This is a genomic window from Kocuria carniphila, assembly GCF_004136555.1.
Lineage (GTDB): Bacteria > Actinomycetota > Actinomycetes > Actinomycetales > Micrococcaceae > Kocuria > Kocuria carniphila.
The window spans coordinates 61622-82755 of sequence record NZ_NOIT01000001.1 but is presented as its reverse complement, the minus strand read 5'-3'; the positions used below and the strand labels follow the sequence as shown (position 1 = coordinate 82755).

The following is a 21134-nucleotide window of genomic DNA, read 5'->3' as shown; positions in this document are numbered from 1 at the left end:
GGGCTTCTCAGGGAATAGAACGGTTACATCAGTGAGCGTGGTCTCCGCGGGAATGCTCGAAGATCAGGCCGAACAGGCCCAGGATCACGACCGGCACGGACAGACCAATGATCCACCAACCAACGGCGAGAGCCAGGACGAAGATCGCGCAACCGATACCCAGCAGAAGCGGCCACCAGCTCCACGGGGAGAAGGCTCCGTAGTCCCCGGACATCTCCACGATCTCGCCGTCTTCACGGTCTTCCGGAAGCATGGCACCGGTGGAACGATCCACGAGCCAGAGGTAGATCGCGAGCATGAAACTCATGGCTGCAACGGCCAGCAACGCCGGGAACCCGGCCAGTTCCTGGAAACCGGTGAGGTATCCGTAGACCATGCCTACGACCGCGCAGAAGACGCCCAGGAGGATGAACGTTTTGATAGTGGTTTTCATCGACCGGTCCTTCCAGATCCGCCGACGAGCGGCTGTTCTGCATCGTACTGCTGGCTGGAGAACGCTGCCAGCTCGGGGTGGTGCAGGTCCAGAGCGGGTCGCTCGGAACGGATGCGGGGCAGGGACGTGAAGTTGTGACGCGGGGGCGGGCAAGAGGTTGCCCACTCCAGGGAGCCGCCGAAGCCCCAGGGATCATCAACTTCGACCTTCTTGGCGTTACGCGCAGTCGTGTACACGTTCCAGAAGAACGGAATCATCGAGATACCGAGGAGGATCGAGCCCCACGTGGAGAACTGGTTCATCCAGGTGAAACCGTCCTCGGGCATGTAGTCCGCATAACGGCGAGGCATGCCGTCAACGCCCAGCCAGTGCTGGATGAGGAAGGTCATGTGGAAGCCGACGAACAGCAGCCAGAAGTGGATCTTGCCGATGCGCTCGTTGAGCATCTTGCCGGTGAACTTGGGCCACCAGAAGTAGAAGCCGGCGAACATGCCGAACACGATGGTTCCGAAGATCACGTAGTGGAAGTGCGCCACCACGAAGTACGTATCGGAGACGTGGAAGTCCAACGGCGGGGTGGCCAGGATGATACCGGTCAAACCACCGAACAGGAAGGTGAAGAGGAAGCCCAGCACCCACAGGATGGGTGTCTCGAAGGTGAGCGACCCTTGCCACATGGTGCCGATCCAGTTGAAGAACTTCACACCGGTTGGCACCGCGATCATCATGGTCATGAACGAGAAGAACCCGAGAGCCACGGCACCGGTCACGTACATGTGGTGCGCCCACACGGTCACGGACAGGGCAGCAATGGCGATGGTCGCGAAGACCAGGCCCTTGTACCCGAAGATCGGTTTGCGGGAGAACACCGGGATGATCTCGGAGACGATGCCGAAGAACGGCAGAGCGAGCACGTACACCTCGGGGTGACCGAAGAACCAGAACAGGTGCTGCCACAAGATGGCACCACCGTTCTCCGGGTCGAAGATGTGACCACCGAGCCGTCGATCCATACCCAGTGCGAATAGCGCGGCTGCCAGCGGCGGGAAGATCATGATGATCAGCAAGGACGTGATCAGCGTGGTCCAGGTGAAGACGGGCATACGCCACATGGTCATACCCGGTGCGCGCATGCACAGGATAGTGGTGATGAAGTTGACGCCACCCATGATGGTGCCGAAGCCCTGCAGGCCCAGGCCGAAGACCCATAGGTCACCACCGACCCCTGGACTGAACGTTGTGCTGTTCAGTGGCGCGTACGCGAACCAGCCAAAGGACGCGGCGCCTTGGGGGGTTACGAAGCCGGCAACGGCGATCAGGGAGCCGAACAGGAAGAACCAGAACGCCAGGGCGTTCAGACGGGGGAACGCGACGTCGGGGGCGCCCAGCTGAAGCGGGACGATGACGTTGGCGAAACCGACGAACAGCGGAGTACCGAACATCAGCAACATGATGGTGCCGTGCATGGTGAACAGCTGGTTGTACTGTTCCTTGGTCTCCAGGATCTGCATGCCCGGATCGAAGAGCTCCGCGCGGATCAGCAGCGCCATGACGCCACCGACACAGAAGAAGATGAAGGACGCGATCAGGTACATGTACCCGATGGTCTTGTGGTCAGTGGAGGTGAGCCAATTGACGATCACCTTGCCCTTTGACCTAGGCACAACACGGGGAGCGACCGTGGTCGCTTCGTCCCGCGAATATTCGAGCGTAGACATTGCCTATCCCCTAGTTGTTGGACGTTTCGTTTTGGTTCGGGTTGCGGTTGTACTCGTCCCCGACGGAGCCAGTGTTGCCCTCGCTGCGCAGCTGTTCCATCTGAGCGTCGTACTCTTCCTGGCTCACAACGGCAACGTTGAAGAGCATTTCGGAGTGGTACTCGCCGCAGAGCTCGGCGCACTTGCCGGCGAAGACACCCTCGCGACCGGTGGTGAAGCTCATGTAGTTGGTGCGCTCGGGGAACATGTCGATCTTCTCGAGGAAGGCGGGAACCCAGAAGGAGTGGATCACGTCACGGGACTTGATCTCGAGCTCGACCTTGCTGTCCACCGGGAGGTACAGGGTGGGGAGGGTTTCCTCCACGCCTTCCTCACCGGTCAGGTGCGCCTGAACGCCCTGGTAGTAGACGTCGTCATCGAGGTAGTTGAAGTCCCATGCCCACTGCTTGCCGTACACCTGAACGGTGACGTCAGGGTTGTCGTGGCGCGCCCTGATGGCCGTCTGTGCCCGCTCCGAGAAGAAGAACAGGGACACGATCAAAGCGATCGGGACGATGGTGTAGAACACCTCGAGCGGTGCGTGGTAGGCCAACTGACGGGGGTAACCGGTCTCGTTCTTGCGACGACGGTAAGCGATCATGCACCAGAGCATGAGGCCCCAGGTGACCAGACCCACTGCCAGTGCTGCTACCCACGAACCGATCCACAGATCAATGATGTGGTCCGCGTTGTCAGTGGTGCCACGCTCGGTGGGCAAGAAGCCCATCTTCGCTTGTTCGGAGCAAGCGGTGAGCGTGGTCGCAGCCAGGACTGCCACTGCCGAGGCCTTGAGCATCCGGCTTCGGCGGCTGCCGGATCGAGTTTGCGAACTCACAGACGGCCCTTCCTCTTCTTTGTGTGGGCTACGTAGCTGCTTCTGCGCTGGGCAGAGGGCATACGTGGCCCGTTAATAATTCTCCCTTGAGAGCTTACCTCTCGACCGGCACTTCTGGTGACACTGTGTCACCGTGCCGTGTCGCCTTTTCCGGCCGATCAGGTCACCTTCTCGGACGTGCCGCACACGCACCGCGAGAAGTAGGAGAGAACAACAGAAAACGGGGTGAATCCAGTGCGACGTGGCACTGGATTCACCCCGCTCAGGAGTGGTTGGGACTGCTTAGTGGAAGGAGTCACCGCAGGCGCAGGAACCGCCGGCATTAGGGTTGTCGATCGAGAAGCCCTGCTTGGAGATGCTGTCCTCGAAGTCAACGGTGGAGCCGTTGAGGTACGGGACGCTCATCTTGTCCACGATGACCTCCACGCCGTCGAAATCGCGGGTGCTATCGCCGTCGAGGACCCGCTCGTCGAAGTAGAGCTGGTAGATCAGGCCCGAGCAACCGCCGGGCTGAACGGCCACGCGCAACCGAAGGTCCGTACGACCTTCCTGGTTCAGGAGATCGCGAACCTTCTGCGCGGCGACATCGGTCAACTGGACCTCGTGGGTCGGCATTTCTTGGGTGGTCTCGTTTTCGGTGGTGACGCTCATGGTGCTCGCTTTCTGTCCAACCGGGAGCGGTTCGCTGAGACGAACCTTTCGTTAATCTTCAAACGTTGCGGGCGCGGGAATCATTCCGCGTTTGCGCGGCCCTGTTCGGCCAGCGCGGCCAACACGAGAGCCTCTGCAGTCACTGCGTGGAGGAAATCCCCGATGTGCAGTGATTCGTTGGCGCTGTGGGCCCGGGTGTCCGGATCCTCGATTCCCGTGATGAGGATCTGGGCATCAGGGTACGCCTTGGTGAGGGTCGCCGTAAACGGGATGGAGCCTCCCATGCCGGATTTCACGGCCGGCCGCCCCCAGGCCTGTTCGAAAGCCCACAAGGCGATCTGGGAACTGACGGCTTGCGTGTCCGCACGGAAGGAGGGTCCGGCTTCTTCCACCGAGAAGCTCACGTCTGCACCGAACGGCGCGTGATCCTCGATGTGCCGGCGGAGGGCCTCCCCCGCGTCCTTGGGGTTCTGGCCCGGGGCGATCCGCAGGCTGAGCTTGGCACGCACGGTTGCGGCAATCGAGTTCGACGCGGTGGCCACGTCCGTCACGTCGATGCCCGTCACGGACAGTGCCGGCTTGGTCCAGAGCCGGGAGGCAATGGAACCAGTGCCGGCCAACTGCACGCCGTCGAGCACTCCAGCGTCCGCCCGGAAGCGGTCTTCCTCGTAGTCCACTTCCACGTCGTCCTCGGAGAGCAAACCCGCTACCGCAACGGCGCCGTCGTCGTCGTGAAGGGTGGCAATCAGGCGGGCGAGCAGTGTGGGCGCGTCCAGCACGGGACCGCCGTAAATACCTGAGTGGACGGAGTGGTCCAGAACCGACAGCTCGACAATGCCTCCGACCACGCCGCGCAAACTGGTGGTCAGGGCCGGAACCCCGACCTCCCAGTTGGCCGAATCGGCGATCACGATGACGTCCGCCGCGAGCTGCTCACGATACTCGCGCAGGAAATCCTCGAAACCGGGCGAACCGACCTCTTCCTCGCCCTCGATGAACACGGCAACACCCAGTGACGGTTCCTCGCCGGTGTGCTCGAAGAACGCCCGCAAGGCACCGATGTGGGCCATGACTCCGGCCTTGTCGTCCGCGGCGCCCCGGCCCCACAGTCGGCCATCCTTCTCGACGGCTTCGAACGGTTCGGTGTTCCACAGCTCGCGTTTGCCCGGAGGCTGCACGTCGTGGTGGGCGTACAGAAGAATGGTCGGGTATCCCGGTGCCGGAGCCGTGCGAGCCACAACCGCAGGGTGCCCGGGCTGATCGCCCTGAGCCACGCGCAGGATCTCAACGCTGTCGAACGGCAGTTCCGACAGCAGACCCTTGACGGCTTCCGCGCTGCGCTCCAGATCGGCGGGATCGAAAGAATCCCAGGCCACACTCGGTATCGCCACGAGCTCGGAGAGCTCCCCCAGTAATTTGTCACGGGATCCGTTGACGGTTTCCCGCAGCGCATCGATGGTGTCCTGGCTCGGTGGAGTGAACTCGGTACTCATGGCCCCAACACTATCGCCGCGCCCCGGTTACGCGCCGAAGGCACCGCGATGCCGCGTCTCGCGCGGACTCCGCTATCCTGGATCGGTGTTTGGACGCAAGAAAGCAGATGAATCCACGGGATCAACGGCCGTAGGCGCCTCGAGCGAGCCGGTGGAAACCGCTCCCACCGATGGCCGCAAGGGTCGACCCACTCCTAGCCGCAAGGAACAGGAAGCCGCGCGCAAGCGCCCTCTGGTCCCCGCCGACCGTAAGATCGCCAAGGCCGAATCACGTCAGGCAGAACGTGAACGCCGCGCCGTGGCACAGGCGGGCATGGCCGCAGGTGACGAGCGCTACCTCGGCCCACGCGATCGCGGCCCGCAGCGCCGCTTCGCCCGAGATTGGATCGACTCACGCTTCAATATCGGCGAGTTCGTCCTGATTTTCCTGATCCTCATGTTGTTCATCCTGTTCCTGCCCAACCAGGCGATCGGGTTGACCTTCATCTGGATCATGTACGGCTACATCGCCCTGTGCGTGATCGACGCCATCATCACCACGACCCGGATGCAGTCCGCAATGCGCCGGAAGTTCGGCGAGGTCCAACGGGGAACCCGCTGGTACGCCGCGATGCGCACCTTCACCATCCGCCGTCTTCGCCTGCCCAAGCCGCAGGTTCGCCGCGGAGAACGCCCCGCCTAGGCCCTACCCTTCTCATCTGCAACAGCACACGGGACCCGCACCACATCGGTGCGGGTCCCGTTGCTTTGCGCGTCACTCTGCACTCGAGAGTGAACGCTCAATCGTCAGCCACGAACGCGGCGCGCGGCCTTTTTGAGTCCACGGTTGATCCTGGCGGCCCAGAACGGCCCTTCGTACAGGAACGCGGTGTAGCCCTGCACGAGATCCGCACCGGCATCGAGACGTTCGATCACGTCCTCGGGGGTGGTCACCCCACCCACGGAGATCAGGGTCAGCCGGTCCCCCGCGTGCTGGTGCAGCATTTTCAGAACGTCCAGCGAACGACGCCGCACTGGTCGCCCGGACAGCCCGCCCGCACCACACGCGGCGACCTCGTCCTCGGTGCTACGCAGCCCCAGGCCCTCGCGGGCAATGGTCGTGTTGGTGGCCACGATGCCGTCCAGTCCCAGGTCGAGGGCCAGTTCGGCGACCGCCTGGACGTCCGCATCGGCCAGGTCGGGCGCGATCTTGACCAGCAGGGGCACATGGCGCCCGGTGACGGCCGAAGACTCCTCACGCACAGCGGTGAGCAGTGGCCGTAACGAATCAAGTTCCTGCAGTTGCCGCAGTCCAGGGGTGTTGGGCGAGGACACATTGACCACCAGGTAATCGGCGTACGGGGCCAGGGCGCGAGTGCTCGTGACGTAGTCCCCCACGGCATTCTCGAGATCGACCACCTTGGTCTTACCGATGTTCACACCCACGATGGGTCGCTCGAGTCCGGTCTTCAGTGCCTGTTCGCTGAGTGATTGCAGGGCCGCAGCAACGCGCGGCGCGACCGCCGCCGCGCCGTCGTTGTTGAATCCCATGCGGTTGATCACCGCGCGGTCCTTAATCAGGCGGAACAGGCGGGGCTTGGGATTCCCAGGCTGTGGCTGGCCCGTGACGGTGCCGATCTCCACGTGACCGAACCCGAGGTCCGTGAGCGCGTGGGTCCCGGTGGCACCTTTGTCGAAACCGGCGGCCAGACCGAAGGCGGACGGGAAACGCAGTCCCATGACCTCCACTGCGCTTCCGGGATCGGGCCGGGTGACCTTGTTCAGAACGGAGCCGAGGCCACTGCGGTGCACCGCCTTGATACCGGCAAAACCGAGGGTGTGGGCAAGTTCCGCATCCATCCAGGAGAACGCGACTTTGAAGAACGTGGGGTACAAGCGCATGGTCTCAGTTTTACATACGGTCCCAACCCTCGAACTCGAGCGCTCAAGGAGTCACAAATTATTCAACTCACGATTTAACGTTTAAGTATAACTCTCAACTACGCCGTGCGACTTTATCCACGGCTCCCCCGTAACGGCGGTCCCGGCTCGCATATTCTTCGACGGCGCGCCACAGCACCGTGCGATCGACATCAGGCCACAGCACATCCAGGAACACGAGCTCCGCGTAGGCCGACTGCCACAGCATGAAGTTGGAAATGCGTTGTTCACCCGAGGACCGGAGGAACAGATCGACGTCCGGCAGCTCGGGCTCGTCCAGGTACCGCTGCACCGTCGACTCGGAGATGGAACGCGGGTCCAGCACACCGGCTTGAATGTCCCGGCCCATGGCTGCCGCGGCGTCGGCAATTTCTGCCCTGCCGCCGTAGTTCACGCACATGGTCAGGGTGACCACGTCATTGTCCTTGGTTTCTTCTTCGGCGTGCTCGAGGCGGTTGATCACGGACTTCCACAGCTTGGGTCGACGGCCTGCCCAGCGCACCCGGATACCCCATTCTTGGAACGTGGGCAGCTGGCGCTTCATCACGTCCCCGGTGAAGTTCATGAGGAACGCGACCTCCGAGGGCGAACGCTTCCAGTTCTCGGTGGAGAAGGCGTACGCAGACACGTTGGGAATGCCCATCTCGATGGCACCGGCCACTACGTCCAGCAGCGCCCGCTCCCCCGCACGGTGCCCCTCGTTACGCGGCAGTCCACGCTCGTTGGCCCAGCGCCCGTTGCCGTCCATGACCAGGGCAACGTGCTTGGGAACGAATTGCTCCGGGATGGCGGGGGGCTTGGCGCCGCTGGGGTGCGCCGGAGGTGGGATAAATCTGCTCACGCTCACAGTCCTTTACTGAATCATTCGGTGCGTTCGACCAGGCTCAAGGAACGCACCGATCGTTCCATGTGCCATTGAATGTAGCTGGCGACCAGACCCGCGGCGGCCCGCGCCGTCTTGGAGTCCGCGGCATCGATGGTTTCCCAGTCTCCGGCCAACAAGCCCTGCAGCAGCACGAAGGTCGCCTCGCTCGGTGCGGCGGACCCCGGTGGCCGACACTGAGGACACACCGCGCCGCCGATCGCGGCGGAAAAAGAGCGATGAGGCCCCGGCGCACCGCACCGGGCGCAGTCGACAAGACTGGGAGCCCAGCCAGCAATCGACACGGCCCGCAGCAAATACGAGTCCAGGGTGCGTCCGGGTTCATGGAGTCCACGCGCCACCGCCGAGAGGGCCCCGATGAGCAAGTGGTAGTGCTGTCGCGCGGTGTCGTAGTCGTCTGCGGTCAACTTCTCCGCGGTCTCCACCATGGCGGCCGCGGCCGTGTACTTGGCGTAGTCGGAACCGATTTGTTCGCCGTAGGAGCGCTTGCCCAGCGCTTGCGAGACGATGTCCAGGGTGCGCCCCTGCACAAGCTGCAGCGTGGCCACGTTGAACGGCTCCAACCGTGCACCGAAGCGTGAGGTCGTCCGACGCACACCCTTGGCGACCGCGCGGACCTGTCCGTGGTCCTTGGTCAGGAGAATGACAATGCGGTCCGCTTCGGCCAATTTATAGGTGCGAAGCACCACGGCTTCATCGCGGTACGAGCGAGAAGCGAAAGTTGAACCGGCCACCGCTCTAGTCTCCCACGTTCTCCTGGGTGCCCGGGCGGGCACGCAAAAACGCCGACGCCGCTCGGTGGCCCTCCGTGCGGGAGGTCACCGAGCGGCGTCGGCGGCTGGATCGAGACAACGACGCTTAGGCTTGCTCCGCCAACTGGGCGTCGCGCACGGCGCGGTTGATTGCGGAGATCACGGCCTTGAGGGACGCGCGCGTGGTGTTGTTGTCCATGCCCACGCCCCACAGGACGCGGTCGCCCACGGCCAACTCGACGAAGCTCGCGGCCTCCGCATTGGCAGACGCGGACATCGTGTGTTCGGAGTAGTCGAGCAGACGCACGTCCACGCCCTCGTTGTTGAACAGCGAGATCAACGCGTCAATTGGGCCATTGCCCTGAGAAGTGCGGTCGTGACGCTGCCCGTCGACGTCCAGGCCGATCTCCAGAACCGTGTTGCCCTCGTCCTCCGCGTGGGTGGACATGCTTGAGATCCGGTAGCAGCCCCAGCGGTGCTCGCCGCTCTCGCGGGCCGGCAGGTACTCGTCCGTGAAGATCTTCCACAGCTGCTCGCCGGACACCTCCGAACCGGAGGTCTCCGTGAACTTCTGCACCACGCCGGAGAATTCGATCTGGGCGCGGCGGGGCAGGTCCACGCCGTACTCGCTCTTGAGCAGGTAGGCCACGCCGCCCTTACCGGACTGTGAGTTCACGCGGATCACGGCCTCGTAGCTGCGACCGACGTCCTTGGGGTCGATGGGCAGGTAAGGAACGGCCCACTCCAGGTCGTTGACGCCCACGCCCTGTTCGGCGGCGTCCTTCTCCATGGACTCGAAGCCCTTCTTGATCGCGTCCTGGTGTGAACCGGAGAACGCGGTGAAGACCAAGTCGCCGCCGTACGGGCTGCGCTCGGGCACGGGCAGCTGATTGCAGAACTCCACGGTGCGGCGGATCTCGTCGATGTCGGAGAAATCGATCTGGGGATCCACCCCCTGTGTCAGCATGTTCAGGCCCAGGGTCACCAAGTCCACGTTGCCGGTGCGCTCACCGTTGCCGAACAGGCAGCCCTCGATGCGATCCGCACCGGCCAAGTAGCCCAGCTCTGCCGCGGCCACACCGGTGCCGCGGTCGTTGTGCGGGTGCAGCGAGATGATGATGTCGTCACGCTGGTAGAGGTGGCGGCCCATCCACTCGATGGAATCCGCGTACACGTTGGGAGTGGCTTCCTCCACCGTGGCGGGCAGGTTGACGATCATCTGCCGACCGTCGCCGATCTCGAAGGTCTCGGCCACTTCGTTGCAGATGCGTGCCGCGAACTCCAGCTCGGTGCCGGTGTAGGACTCGGGCGAGTACTCGTAGGTCACGTTGGTGTCCTTGAGCTGCTCCTCGTACTTCATGCACAGGCGGGCACCGGTCAGGGCGATGTCCACGATGCCGTCCATGTCCTGCTTGAACACCACGCGGCGCTGCAGCCGGGACGTGGAGTTGTACAGGTGCACGATCGCGTTGGGTGCGCCCTCGATGGCCTGGTAGGTGCGTTCGATCAGGTGTTCGCGGGACTGCGTGAGGACCTGGATGGACACGTCCTCGGGGATCCGGTCCTCTTCAACCAGCTTGCGGACGAAATCGAAGTCGATCTGTGAGGCCGAGGGGAAACCCACCTCGATCTCCTTGTAGCCCATGCCGACCAGCAGCTCGAACATCTTGAGCTTGCGAGTGGGATCCATGGGCTCGATCAGAGCCTGGTTGCCGTCACGCAGGTCCACCGCGCACCAGCGGGGTGCCTTGGTGATGACCTTGTCGGGCCAGGTGCGGTCCGACATGTCGAACGGGAAATTCTGCTGGTACGGCGTGTACTTGTGCACGGGCATACCGGAGGGACGCTGCAAATTCTTCACGAAAAGCGGGCCTTTCAATAAATACGAGATAGGGCCGGCACCACAAAACTCCGCAGCGGGTAGGTCGGCCGTCCGTCAGATGGGTGAGGCCCCGCTGCGGCACATAAGCAGGAGTCGCACGTTCCCAGGCCGCATGTGATCCAACGTACCACTTGTCAATCCTGGCAAGTGAACTGTTCCGCTGTTTGACCCTGCAGCTCGTCCGGCAGTGCACCGGAGAGGTCCAGCTTGTCGCCGGAGGTGAAGTCCTGACCGATCGACACACGCAGGCCCTGCATTTCGTAGTCGGCCACGAGCTGACTGTCCGGGACGCCCAGCAGGGCAGCGAGATCATCGGCTGCGGTGGCCCACGAGGGGTTGTAGAAGATCTGCGTTCCAGCCAGAGCGGTCCCGGTGCGGCTGGTTTCCGCCTGCGCGTAACCCGCCTCCGCGAGCAGGTCCCGGATTTCCTCACCGCGATCGGGGTCACCCGAGCGGTTGGCCACCGTCAGCGGCACCAACGACGGCTGCACCTGGGGCACCCACTCATCGGCGGAGTCCTCGGTCGCGGACGGTTCGGGTGCGGTGGTCGGGGCCGCGGGGGCGACGGTTTCGGCTGGAGCGGCGTCGGTGGTGCCCGGAGCCTCGGTGGGTTCCGCGGCGGCGTCGTCCTGCTGTGCCGGGCCGGATTCCTGTCCCGCTTCGGCGGCGGACCCGCTCGCGGAGGCCGACGGCGCCGCGTCAGTCACGGCGCGATCCTCCTGGAGCGTGTCGAACAGGCGCTCGGCAGGCTCCTCGTCAAGAATCAAACGGTTGGGATTCTCAGGATTGGGGACACTGGGCACGGTGACGAACGCGATCCGTCCCAGGTCGATCCCCGCGAACGTCCCGCCGATCCCCACGAGCGTGGGCAGGGAGGTGAGCCCCTCGTCCACGTGCAGGTTCTGGGTCATGACCTCGGCGATCTGGTACAGCTGCGGCAAATTGTTCAACGTGCCGTCGCCCTGGATCTTGCGGGTCAGGGAGGCCAGGAAGGACTGCTGTGAACGAATCCGGGATTCGTCGCCGCCGTCACCGAACGCGGCACGGGAACGCAGGAACGCCAGGGCCTGATCTCCCTCGACCGAGGAAATACCCGCGGGAAGTTTCAGCCCGGACTTGGGATCGTCCACCGGTCGGTTCACGCACACCTGCACACCGCCGACCGTCGACGAAAGCTCCTTGACCGCGTTGAAGTCGGCGAGCATGAAGTGATCGATGTCCACACCGGCCATCTCGTTCACCGTTGCCACGGTGCACCCGGGACCGCCGTTCTCCACGGCGGAGTTGATCATGTCCCGGTGCGCCGGGAAGACCTCGCCCGTCTCCGGATCGGTGCACTTGGGGATGTCAACCATCAGGTCGCGAGGGAAGGACACCACGGTCACCGCATCACGGTTCTCGGTGACGTGCACGAGCATCATCACGTCGGTGCGTCCGGTGGCATCCTCCTCGTCGCCGTACTCGCTGTTGCCGGAGCCGGTGCGCGTGTCCGAGCCCATGACCAGGATGTCCAATGGTCCATCGCCCACGGACGAGGAACCGTCCGAAAGGTTCAGGGGGCTGCTGTCCAGGTTGCTGCTGAGTCGCAGGGCCGCCACTCCCCCGATACCGATGACCGCGATCAGACCGAATACGGCCAGGATCACCGCGATCTTGCGGGCGGAGGGCCGGTGGTCCCGAGAGCGGTGATGGCGACCCGTTTGCTTGAGCTTGACGTGCTCGAACTCGCGGTCCTCGTGGAGGGACTCGCGACGCGTGGCGGGAGTGTCCCAGGGCGCAGTTTCACGGGACGCGTTCTTGTCGCGGCCGTGTGTGCTGCGTGAATCCACTGGGTAAATCTCCTGTATCGGTACGTGACGCCGTGCTGGGCCCCAGACAGGTTAGTGAGGTTTCCCTAATCCCACCTGAGAATGATTGCGAGGATCAGAATCCCAAGCGAGACAGTTGTTTGGGATCCCGCTGCCATTCCTTGGCGACCTTCACGTGCAGATCCAGGTACACCTTGGTCCCCAGCAGTGCCTCGATCTGGGTGCGGGCCTTGGTACCGATCTCCCGCAACCGCGAGCCACCCTTGCCGATCACGATGGCCTTCTGCGAGGGCCGTTCGACGAACAGGCTCGCGTGGACATCCAACATCGGGTTGTTCTCGGGGCGGCCCTCCCGCTCGGACGCTTCGTCCACCACGACGGCCAGCGAGTGCGGCAATTCGTCCCGCACGCCTTCCAGCGCGGCCTCGCGGATGAGCTCCGCCATCATGGTGATCTCGGGTTCGTCCGTGAGTTCGCCGTCAGGGTAGAGCGGCGGGGATTCCGGCATCAGGCTCACGAGCAGCGAGGCGAGTTCCTCAACCTGGAAGCCGTCCTTGGCGCTCACGGGAATCACGTTACTCCACCCGGCCTCGGACTGGTCCGCGCGCGGCTTTTCGTTGACGGAGGCGACATTCGACGACGACGCCGCGCGGCGTCGTCGTCGTTGCTCGCGCTGTGCTTGCTCCTCGGCCATGACCTCGCGGCCGAGTTCGGTGACCGCGACCAACTGCTCGGCGAGCTTGTCGCGCGGAACGGAATCAGCTTTGGTCACGATGGCGACCACGGGATTACGCCCGGCCGCCGCCGCCACCTGCTGTGCGATGTACCGGTCGCCGGGGCCGACCTTCTGATCTGCCGGGATGCAGAGACCGATCACGTCCACTTCACCGAGGGTCTCGGCCACCACGTCGTTGAGCCGCTGTCCGAGGAGGGTGCGGGGGCGGTGCAGGCCCGGGGTGTCCACCAGGATCAACTGGCCGTCCTGGCGGTGAACGATGCCGCGAATCGTGTGGCGGGTGGTTTGGGGCCGGTTGGAGGTGATCGCCACCTTGCGGCCCACCAGGGCGTTGGTCAACGTGGACTTGCCCACGTTGGGGCGGCCCACGAACACGGCGAATCCCGCGCGGAACTGATGGTCGGGGGTGTCCTGATGATCGTCAGACATCAACGTGTCCTTTCGGAAAGCGTGGGGGCGGGACTACTTCATCGTTTCGACAGGGGCGTCGCGCCCCAGGAACTCTTCGAGCAGGCCCCGCTGAAGGGTGAACATTGCTTCGCGTTCGTCCTCTTCCACGTGGTCGTGTCCGAGGAGGTGGAGCATGCCGTGCACGGTGAGCAGGCACAGTTCGTCCTGTGTACTGTGCCCCGCCGCTTGTGCCTGTCGTTCGGCCACGGGCGGGCAGAGCACGATGTCTCCGAGCACACCCAGGCTCGGTTCGGTCTCCGTGCCGGCCGTCAGCTCATCCATGGGGAAGGACATCACGTCCGTGGCACCGGGCAGGTCGAGCCACTGGACGTGCAGCTCGGCCATCTCGTCCTCGTCCACCACCGAAATGGACAGCTCCGTGTCCGGGTGAAGGTGCCAGCGAGCGAAGGCGAGGTCGGTCAGTGCGGTCAGTTGTTCCTGGTCCACGGCGCGGTAGGCAGCGGGGAACGTCGCTTGTTCTTCCGGGGAGTCCCACGGGGTGTCGATGAAAATGCTCATGCTCGCTCGTTCTGCTCGCCCTGTTCGAGGGGAACCGAAGCGGCCACCCTGCGCTCGTCCTTGCGGCGACGGCGCTCGTTCCGGTGCCGGTTGGTGGTGTCGAACTGATCGTAGGCGGCCACGATCTCGCCCACGAGTTCGTGGCGCACCACGTCCTGGGCCGTGAGCTCGCAGAACGCGATGTCGTCGATGTTCTGGAGCACGTGCTGCACCTGGCGCAGGCCCGACGACGTGCTGCCGGGCAGGTCCACCTGGGTGACGTCGCCGGTGACAACGATGCGCGAACCGAAACCCAGGCGGGTGAGGAACATCTTCATTTGTTCCGGCGTGGTGTTCTGCGCCTCGTCGAGGATCACGAAGGCGTCGTTCAGGGTGCGGCCGCGCATGTAAGCCAGCGGAGCCACCTCAATGGTGCCCGCTTCCATGAGACGCGGAATGGACTCCGGGTCCATCATGTCGTGCAGCGCGTCGTAGAGCGGGCGCAGGTACGGATCGATCTTGTCGTTGAGGGAACCCGGCAGGAACCCCAGGCGCTCGCCAGCCTCCACGGCGGGGCGAGTGAGGATGATCCGGCTGACCTCTTTGGCCTGCAGAGCGCGCACGGCCTTGGCCATGGCCAAGTAGGTTTTACCCGTACCGGCCGGGCCCACGCCGAAGACCACGGTGTGCTCGTCGATGGCGTCCACGTAGTGCTTCTGGTTCACCGTCTTGGGCCGGATGGTCTTGCCGCGGGTCGACAGGATGCTCGTCGACAGCGCACTGGCCGGGCGCATGCCTTCGGCCTCGCGCAGCATGCGCGTCACGCGCATGACGGTTCGCTCCGTGATCTCGGTCCCTCGTTGAGCCAGGACCACGAGTTCTTCGAGCAGTGCAGCGGCCGAGCGCGTGTCGTGCACGGGCCCCTCAAAGGCAACGTCAACGTCGCGCACGGTGATGCGCACGGCGGGAAAGTTCTGTTCAAGAAGGCGCAGCGTGGCATCGGCTTGTCCAAGTGCGCGGAGAGCGGTGTCCCGGTCGGGCATGTGCACGACAACGCGGGTGTGGCCTTCGTGGTCTTGTGGGTTCGGATCGACCCCGGATACATGATCAGTCATTGGGGTCCAGCCTACCGCTCGTTGTGTTGCAGGTTGATAACGGTTTCACCCAGGACGCACTTCTGGGTTCATCGCCACCTGTAACTGTGGGTATCTTTGTCCACCGGTACCAAACTCGTACGTTCTGCGCGCTCTCAACTCGTGTGCGGCGATCAACTGCTACAGCTCATACCGGGGTGGTGAACTCATGGAACACAGGCATTACTCTGCCCGCAATGCGGCGGTCCTACTGTCCGCGGGTCTTGCCGTGAGCCTGGTTCTCTCCGCATGCGGGTCCGCCGCTGACCGCGCGACCAATGCCTTGAGCACCGCTCCCAGGATTGCCTCCGCACCCATGAGCACGGACAACGCCTACGAGGGTGTCGCCACCGAACAGACTCCGGTCTACTGGGCCGGAAGTGGAGCGCAAGAGGGTTATCTCTTCCGGGAGTTCCGCACCGCCTCCAACGCGGACACCGTGGATCCCGTGGCCGAAGCCGTAGTCATGATGACCACGCTGTCGCCCCTCGACGAGGATTACCGTTCGATGTGGACCCAGGTGGAGAACGTGGGCACATCCGTGTCCCCGGATGGAACCATCACCGTGGACATGCCCTCCACCGCCTTTGCCAGCAGGCTTTCGGAGGACGACGCGAAACTTGCACTCCAACAACTCGTCTACACCGTGTCCGCTGCAGCCGTTACGGCTGGACTCCTCGATGCCGCTACGGCCAAAGAAGTTCGCGTCCTGGTGGACGGTGAAACCGGATACAAGGCTTTCGGTTCCGTGAACCTGGATGAACCGATTTCCCGTGACGCCTCGATAGCCTCACCGGTGTGGTTGATCGATCCCCAGACCGGTACGGAAGCGGGTCAGCCCATGACGATCTTCGGCAGGGTGCTGCCGGAATACGCATCGGCCCGGTGGGAAGTCATTCCGGAGGGCGAAGATCGACCTGTGAAATCGGGAGAGATTTCTGAACCGAAGAACACACCCGCGTCCACCTCCGGAACCGAGTTACGTTTCCCGGTCGAGGTTCCCGCCGGTGAGTACACGGTGCGGGTCATCGGTGTGAATGACGCAGGACAAGAGGTCAAGGACGACCACACCGTCACGGTCGTCGAAGACTGAGCAACCTACCCGAACTCACCTTTCGTGTAGGGCCTCGGTTCACGCCCTGATCGCCGATGAGCGAGCCACGGCGGCGCTGGACCTCAGGCCCAACGCCCGGTCAAGGCACACAATGCGGCCAGAGCTGCCGGTCCGGCGGTCGAGGCGCGCATGACCTCGTGGCCGAGCTTCAGGGGTCTCGCCCCTGCCGCGACGAACCGATTCAGTTCCTGATCGCTGATCCCGCCCTCTGGGCCCACGATCACACCGATCGACTCGGCTCCGGAGAGCTCTTGGGATTCGAGACCGCCCCAGGAGACAGCGGAGGACTCGTGCAGCACGAACCACAAAGTTCCGCTTTCCTGTTGCATCAAGGAGGCAAGGCCGCTCGAATTCACGTGCTCCCCGAGCTCGGGCCAGCGCGCACGCCGTGACTGCTTGGCCGCAGCGGCCATCGTGGACTGCCATTTGGCGAGAGTCTTGGCGGCGCGTTCGGGCTTGAGTCGCACAATGCTTCGGTCTGCCTGCCACGGGATCACCCGGTCCACGCCCAGCTCGGTGGCGCTCTCGGCGGCCTGCAGATCACGGTCACCCTTGGCCAGCGCCTGGACCAGAACGAACTCGGTGGCGGGGGCGGGCTCCTGCGTCACGGAGACGACCCGAACGGTCATGGTGTCTTTCTCACCGCTCACGAATTCGCACGCTGCCCGCTTCCCGGCGCCGTCCACGAGATCGAGGGTCTCCCCCGCCCGTAGCCTGCGGACTGTGACCGCGTGGCGCGCCTCGGCGCCGGCGAGGACGAACTCCTCACCGGCGCTCGCGCCGTTCAGTTCGGAACCGTCGGCGAAGAAGACCGGATCCGTCACAGATCGTTGAACCGATCCTTGAGCCGGGAGAAGAAGCCACCGGAGGACGGCGTGTTCATGGTGGTTGCGTCCGAGCGGCGCTCATTGCGCAGGGTGGCCAACTGCTCGATCAAGTCCCGCTGCTCGGAGTTGAGATCCTGCGGGGTCTCCACCTCGATGTGCACCTGAAGATCACCGCGGCCCTTGCCACGCAGGTGGGTCACGCCCAGATCCTCGAGCGTCACGGTGGCACCCGACTGGGTGCCCGAGGCGACGTCGACGTCGCGAGCGCCGTCGAACGTGTCGAGCTGGACCGTGGTACCCAGGGCGGCTGAGGTCATGGGAATGCGGAGGCGGGCGTGCAGGTCGTCGCCTTCGCGATGGAAGGTGGGGTCGGGATCGACCTTGAGTTCCACGTAGAGGTCACCGTTGGGTCCGCCGGCGGTACCGGCCTCACCCTGACCCGAGAGTCGGATGCGGTTACCGGACTGGACGCCCGCCGGAATCTTGATGGTGAGCGGGCGGCGGTCACGCACGCGACCCTCGCCGTAGCATTCGTGGCATGGGTTCTCGATCACGGTGCCGAAGCCGTTACAGGACGCGCACGGTGCCTGGGTGGTCACCACACCCAGGATCGACTGCTTCTGGTACTGCATGTGACCGGAGCCGCGGCACATGGAGCACGTGGTGGGGCTGGTGCCGGGCTGGCAGCACGAACCTTGACACGTGGGGCAGACGACCGCGGTGTCCACGGTGATGTCCTTCTCAATGCCGAACACTGCGTCCTTCAGCGAAATGCGCACGTTGATGAGCGCGTCCTGGCCCTGTCGGGTACGGGACTGGGGCCCGCGCTGCCCGGCGGCACCGGCGCCCTGGAAGAAGGTCTCGAAGATGTCCGCGAAACCGAAGCCGGAGCCGGGGAAGCCCCCGCCGAAACCGGTGTCGGTTCCGTTCTCGTTACCCGTGGCGTCGTAGACGCGGCGCTTTTCAGGGTCCGCCAGGACATCGTTCGCGTGGGACACACGCTTGAACTCTTCGGCGGCCTCCGGGGAGGGATTCACGTCCGGGTGGAGTTTGCGGGCCTTCTTGCGGTAGGCGCGCTTGATCTCTTCCGGGCTGGCATCCCGGGTCACGCCCAGGGTTTCGTAGTGATCGCTCACGATGGAATCGATTCTTCTTTCGTCAGTGTGTGTTTCTCAACGCGGATGGGGAACGGTGCCACGGCGGGCGCCGCTACTCCCCCAGCGTGTGGGACAAATAGCGTGCCACGGCGCGGACCGCGGCCATGGTGGAGGGGTAATCCATTCGGGTGGGACCCACCACGCCCAGTTTGGACACGGATTCTGGGCCGTAGCCGGTGGCCACCACGGAAGTTTCCGCGAGCGGGTCGTCGGTACTGTCGGACCCGATACGCACGGCCACACCACGGACATCCTGTTGCATCTCTGACAACAATCGCAGCATGACCACTTGTTCCTCAAGTGCTTCGAGCACGGGACCGATACTGAGAGCAAAGTCACCGCTGAAGCGCGCCAGGTTGGCCGTGCCGGCCATGACCAGTCGGTGGTCCTCCGACGACGCCGCGAGCGACGCGAGTGCCTCGGCCACCACCGTGCCGGCCTCGGCCAGTTCCGGGGGCAGCTGCCGAACCAGGTTCGAGGCGCCCGCGGGTACGTCCTGCAGGGGCCGCCCCATGACCGACGCCAGCACACGGGCCCGCAGCTCCATGAGTTCGTGCTCGGGCAGTGCCCGGCTCACTTCAACGATGCGCTGCAGGACCCGGCCGGACGTGGGAATGAACACGACCAGCAGGGAGGTGCCGCCCACGTCCACGAGCTCCACGTGGCGCAGGGTGGTGCCGGAGGCCGCCGGGTACTGGATCACTGCCACCTGGTGCGTTAGCTGGGCGAGGAGCCGCACGGTGCGTTCCATGGCGTCGTCGAGGTCGTCCGCGCCGTCCAGGAACGACTGGATGGCGCGTTTCTGCGGAGACGACAATGGCCGAACCGAGGCAATCTGGTCCACGAAGGTGCGGTAACCCTTGTCCGTAGGGATGCGGCCGGAACTGGTGTGCGGGGCCACGATCAGGCCGTCTTCCTCCAACGCGGCCATGTCGTTGCGGACGGTGGCGGAGGAAACGCCCAATTGATGCCGTTCCACCAGCGCCTTGGATCCCACGGGCTCCCGTGAATGGACGTAGTCCTCGACAATGGCCCGCAAGATTTCTGCTCTGCGCGGCTGGCTCACTCGTGTCACCTCCCCGGCGTGGACGGGCTTGCACCATGGATCTGGTCTCCGTGGCTATTTTGGCACTCAATGGTTGACAGTGCTAATTCACATGAGTCTACCCCCGGTCTCCCCGCACGCTATTTGGTACGCTCGCGGCTGATCATCCACCCCGCACGTGAGGACGGCGCATCGTGACAGCATCCGGTTGGACCTGGGGCCCGCAGGATTTGACCAGCCCAGCGGTGGCCCGCACCGGACCCGTGCCCCGCGAGACCGCGCTGGAACCCGGCATGGTTCTCGAAGATGCGCAGACCGGCTGGGTGGGTGCCGCGGTGAGCCTGGAAACCATTGGTGGTATGCGCGTGGTCGGTCTGGAGGACCGGCACGGGAAGATCAAGACCTTTCCGCTCGGACCCGGGTTCCTGCTCGACGGTGAGCCCATCAAGCTGGGGCCACCCGCGCGAAAGACCGGGCCCAAGAAACCCGCTCGCACCCGCTCGGGCTCCGTGGCGGTGGAGGGGTTGCGCGCCAGCGTGGCCAAGGAGTCACGCATCTGGGTCGAGGGCTATCACGACGCCGAACTGGTCGCCAAGGTCTGGGGTCATGACTTGGCGGTCGAGGGCATCGTGGTGGAACCGCTGCACGGTATCGACGATCTTCCCGCGGCGGTCCGCGAGTTCAATCCGGGCCGCGAAAGACGACTCGGCGTTCTGGTGGACCACCTGGTCACAGGATCCAAGGAATCCAAGATCGCTGCGGACGCGCTGCGCGTTCCCGGGGCCCAGGGCAATTTGTTGGTCCTTGGCCACCCGTATGTGGACATCTGGCAGGCCGTGAAACCCTCGGTTCTGGGCTTACAGGAGTGGCCCGTGATTCCGCGCGGGATCGATTGGAAAACGGGCATGGCCAAGGCGCTGGGTCTGCCCCATAAGACTCCCGCGGACATCGGGCAGGCCTGGCAGCGGATTCTGGCCCGCGTGGACTCCTACTCGGACCTGGAACCATCACTGCTGGGACGGGTCGAGGAGCTCATCGATTTCCTCACGGCACCGCAGTAATTCCCACCGCGACGTCAACGGAGCAAACGCACTACCGAGGCTATGGATCAGAGCCAATGGTGACCGTTCGGGGTGGTGCGAGTAACACGACCGGCTCAGCTCGAACACAGACTCAGGCCCCTAGAATGAACCGAATACTTCAAGCGCAGCATCTCGCTGCACGACGGGCTCGTTGCCCCGGAAAGAGACATCTGTGGTTGATCAAGCCTCCGCCCCCTCCGGTTCCCGATCGGTGACCGGTGACGCTCCCGCTTTCGAGAGCATCTCCGCCCAGGCCGAAGCCTTGGATATTTCCCAGGACAGGCAGTTCGCCACCCTCGCGCACCTGGGCGGTGTCTCCGGTGCACTGCCCAGCTACTTGATTCACCGCACGCTGGGTGATCGCGGACCGTTCACCCGCCAGGAGTCCCGCGAAGCGCTCAACTTTTCCCTGTTGCCCACCCTGATCATCCTGGTGGGCATCGCGTTGTCCCTGATTCCCGCGGTCGGTTGGGTCTTTGCCCTGGTAGCCGCCCTGACCTGGGTCGTTCTGGCGGTCCAATCGGTGATTGCCGGCATCAAGGTCAACCAGGGCGAGCCCTACCAATACCGCGGCAACACACACCTTTTCGACAAGCTGCAGACCAGGCGTTCCGCCAAGGCCTGATCCGCACCTCAGCTAAGACGACGCCGCCGCGTCCGGTTGATCCGGACGCGGCG

20 protein-coding genes are annotated in these 21134 nt (G+C 64.2%); 4 read left to right on the top strand and 16 right to left on the bottom strand.

Annotated features, from left to right (window positions below; translation table 11 throughout):
• Positions 1-28: 28 nt before the first annotated feature.
• The 5 genes from EWV37_RS00360 to EWV37_RS00340 all read right to left on the bottom strand — a co-directional run bounded on the left by EWV37_RS00360 (position 29) and on the right by EWV37_RS00340 (position 5169).
• Positions 29-433: a cytochrome c oxidase subunit 4 gene (locus tag EWV37_RS00360; RefSeq protein ID WP_129699364.1), complete on the bottom strand. Its 405-nt coding sequence runs from the start codon at positions 431-433 to the stop codon at positions 29-31.
• Positions 430-2151: an aa3-type cytochrome oxidase subunit I gene (gene ctaD, locus EWV37_RS00355; RefSeq protein ID WP_129699361.1), complete on the bottom strand. Its 1722-nt coding sequence runs from the start codon at positions 2149-2151 to the stop codon at positions 430-432. Before ctaD ends, EWV37_RS00360 begins: the two co-directional genes overlap by 4 nt.
• 10 nt (positions 2152-2161) lie before the next feature.
• Positions 2162-3025, bottom strand: coding sequence for an aa3-type cytochrome oxidase subunit II (gene ctaC, locus EWV37_RS00350; RefSeq protein WP_238662966.1), 864 nt, complete (start codon positions 3023-3025; stop codon positions 2162-2164).
• A gap of 282 nt (positions 3026-3307) precedes the next feature.
• The gene (locus tag EWV37_RS00345) at positions 3308-3676 is read right to left on the bottom strand and encodes a HesB/IscA family protein (protein WP_095797950.1); all 369 of its coding nucleotides are present in this window, start codon (positions 3674-3676) and stop codon (positions 3308-3310) included.
• 80 nt (positions 3677-3756) lie between these two features.
• Positions 3757-5169, bottom strand: coding sequence for a dipeptidase (locus EWV37_RS00340; RefSeq protein WP_129699359.1), 1413 nt, complete (start codon positions 5167-5169; stop codon positions 3757-3759).
• Positions 5170-5254: 85 nt separating this feature from the next.
• Between EWV37_RS00340 and EWV37_RS00335 the strand changes: the two genes are divergently transcribed.
• The gene (locus EWV37_RS00335; RefSeq protein ID WP_095797952.1) at positions 5255-5851 is read left to right on the top strand and encodes a DUF3043 domain-containing protein; all 597 of its coding nucleotides are present in this window, start codon (positions 5255-5257) and stop codon (positions 5849-5851) included.
• Positions 5852-5955: 104 nt separating this feature from the next.
• On the opposite strand, the gene EWV37_RS00330 is transcribed toward EWV37_RS00335, so the two are convergent.
• The 8 genes from EWV37_RS00330 to EWV37_RS00295 all read right to left on the bottom strand — a co-directional run bounded on the left by EWV37_RS00330 (position 5956) and on the right by EWV37_RS00295 (position 15213).
• A complete protein-coding gene (locus tag EWV37_RS00330; RefSeq protein WP_129699357.1) occupies positions 5956-7050 on the bottom strand; it encodes a quinone-dependent dihydroorotate dehydrogenase in 1095 nt (364 codons plus the stop codon).
• 94 nt (positions 7051-7144) lie between these two features.
• Positions 7145-7930, bottom strand: a complete 786-nt coding sequence (locus EWV37_RS00325) for an isoprenyl transferase (protein ID WP_129699356.1) — start codon at positions 7928-7930, stop codon at positions 7145-7147.
• Between the two features lie 20 nt (positions 7931-7950).
• On the bottom strand, positions 7951-8706 hold the full coding sequence (gene recO / locus EWV37_RS00320) for a DNA repair protein RecO (RefSeq protein ID WP_129699354.1): 756 nt from the start codon (positions 8704-8706) through the stop codon (positions 7951-7953).
• A gap of 124 nt (positions 8707-8830) precedes the next feature.
• Positions 8831-10585, bottom strand: coding sequence for a 2-isopropylmalate synthase (leuA, locus tag EWV37_RS00315; RefSeq protein ID WP_129699352.1), 1755 nt, complete (start codon positions 10583-10585; stop codon positions 8831-8833).
• Between the two features lie 155 nt (positions 10586-10740).
• Positions 10741-12435, bottom strand: a complete 1695-nt coding sequence (locus EWV37_RS00310; RefSeq protein ID WP_129699350.1) for an LCP family protein — start codon at positions 12433-12435, stop codon at positions 10741-10743.
• A 94-nt stretch (positions 12436-12529) separates the two neighbouring features.
• Positions 12530-13579: a GTPase Era gene (locus EWV37_RS00305; protein WP_129699349.1), complete on the bottom strand. Its 1050-nt coding sequence runs from the start codon at positions 13577-13579 to the stop codon at positions 12530-12532.
• Positions 13580-13612: 33 nt separating this feature from the next.
• Positions 13613-14119 carry an rRNA maturation RNase YbeY gene (gene ybeY / locus EWV37_RS00300; protein WP_129699347.1) on the bottom strand — a complete coding sequence of 169 codons (507 nt, stop codon included), beginning with the start codon at positions 14117-14119 and terminating at the stop codon, positions 13613-13615.
• On the bottom strand, positions 14116-15213 hold the full coding sequence (locus EWV37_RS00295) for a PhoH family protein (protein WP_380097096.1): 1098 nt from the start codon (positions 15211-15213) through the stop codon (positions 14116-14118). Before EWV37_RS00295 ends, ybeY begins: the two co-directional genes overlap by 4 nt.
• A 187-nt stretch (positions 15214-15400) precedes the next feature.
• Between EWV37_RS00295 and EWV37_RS00290 the strand changes: the two genes are divergently transcribed.
• Positions 15401-16324, top strand: coding sequence for a GerMN domain-containing protein (locus EWV37_RS00290; RefSeq protein ID WP_129699345.1), 924 nt, complete (start codon positions 15401-15403; stop codon positions 16322-16324).
• Positions 16325-16407: 83 nt separating this feature from the next.
• Here the strand turns inward: EWV37_RS00290 and EWV37_RS00285 are convergent, their stop codons facing one another.
• From EWV37_RS00285 to hrcA, 3 genes are all read right to left on the bottom strand, one after another.
• A complete protein-coding gene (locus tag EWV37_RS00285; protein WP_095797960.1) occupies positions 16408-17169 on the bottom strand; it encodes a 16S rRNA (uracil(1498)-N(3))-methyltransferase in 762 nt (253 codons plus the stop codon).
• Positions 17166-18308 (bottom strand): molecular chaperone DnaJ, encoded by a 1143-nt coding sequence (gene dnaJ, locus EWV37_RS00280; protein WP_095797961.1) that lies wholly within the window; start codon positions 18306-18308, stop codon positions 17166-17168. The genes EWV37_RS00285 and dnaJ overlap by 4 nt, the downstream gene beginning before the upstream one ends.
• Positions 18309-18381: 73 nt before the next feature.
• Positions 18382-19395 (bottom strand): heat-inducible transcriptional repressor HrcA, encoded by a 1014-nt coding sequence (gene hrcA, locus EWV37_RS00275; protein ID WP_095797962.1) that lies wholly within the window; start codon positions 19393-19395, stop codon positions 18382-18384.
• A gap of 173 nt (positions 19396-19568) precedes the next feature.
• Here hrcA and EWV37_RS00270 point away from each other — a divergent pair, with 173 nt between their 5' ends.
• Positions 19569-20435, top strand: a complete 867-nt coding sequence (locus EWV37_RS00270; protein ID WP_095797963.1) for a DUF3097 domain-containing protein — start codon at positions 19569-19571, stop codon at positions 20433-20435.
• A gap of 193 nt (positions 20436-20628) precedes the next feature.
• Complete coding sequence (locus EWV37_RS00265) at positions 20629-21081, top strand: DUF4870 domain-containing protein (protein WP_129699343.1); 453 nt, start codon at positions 20629-20631, stop codon at positions 21079-21081.
• Positions 21082-21134: the final 53 nt, after the last annotated feature.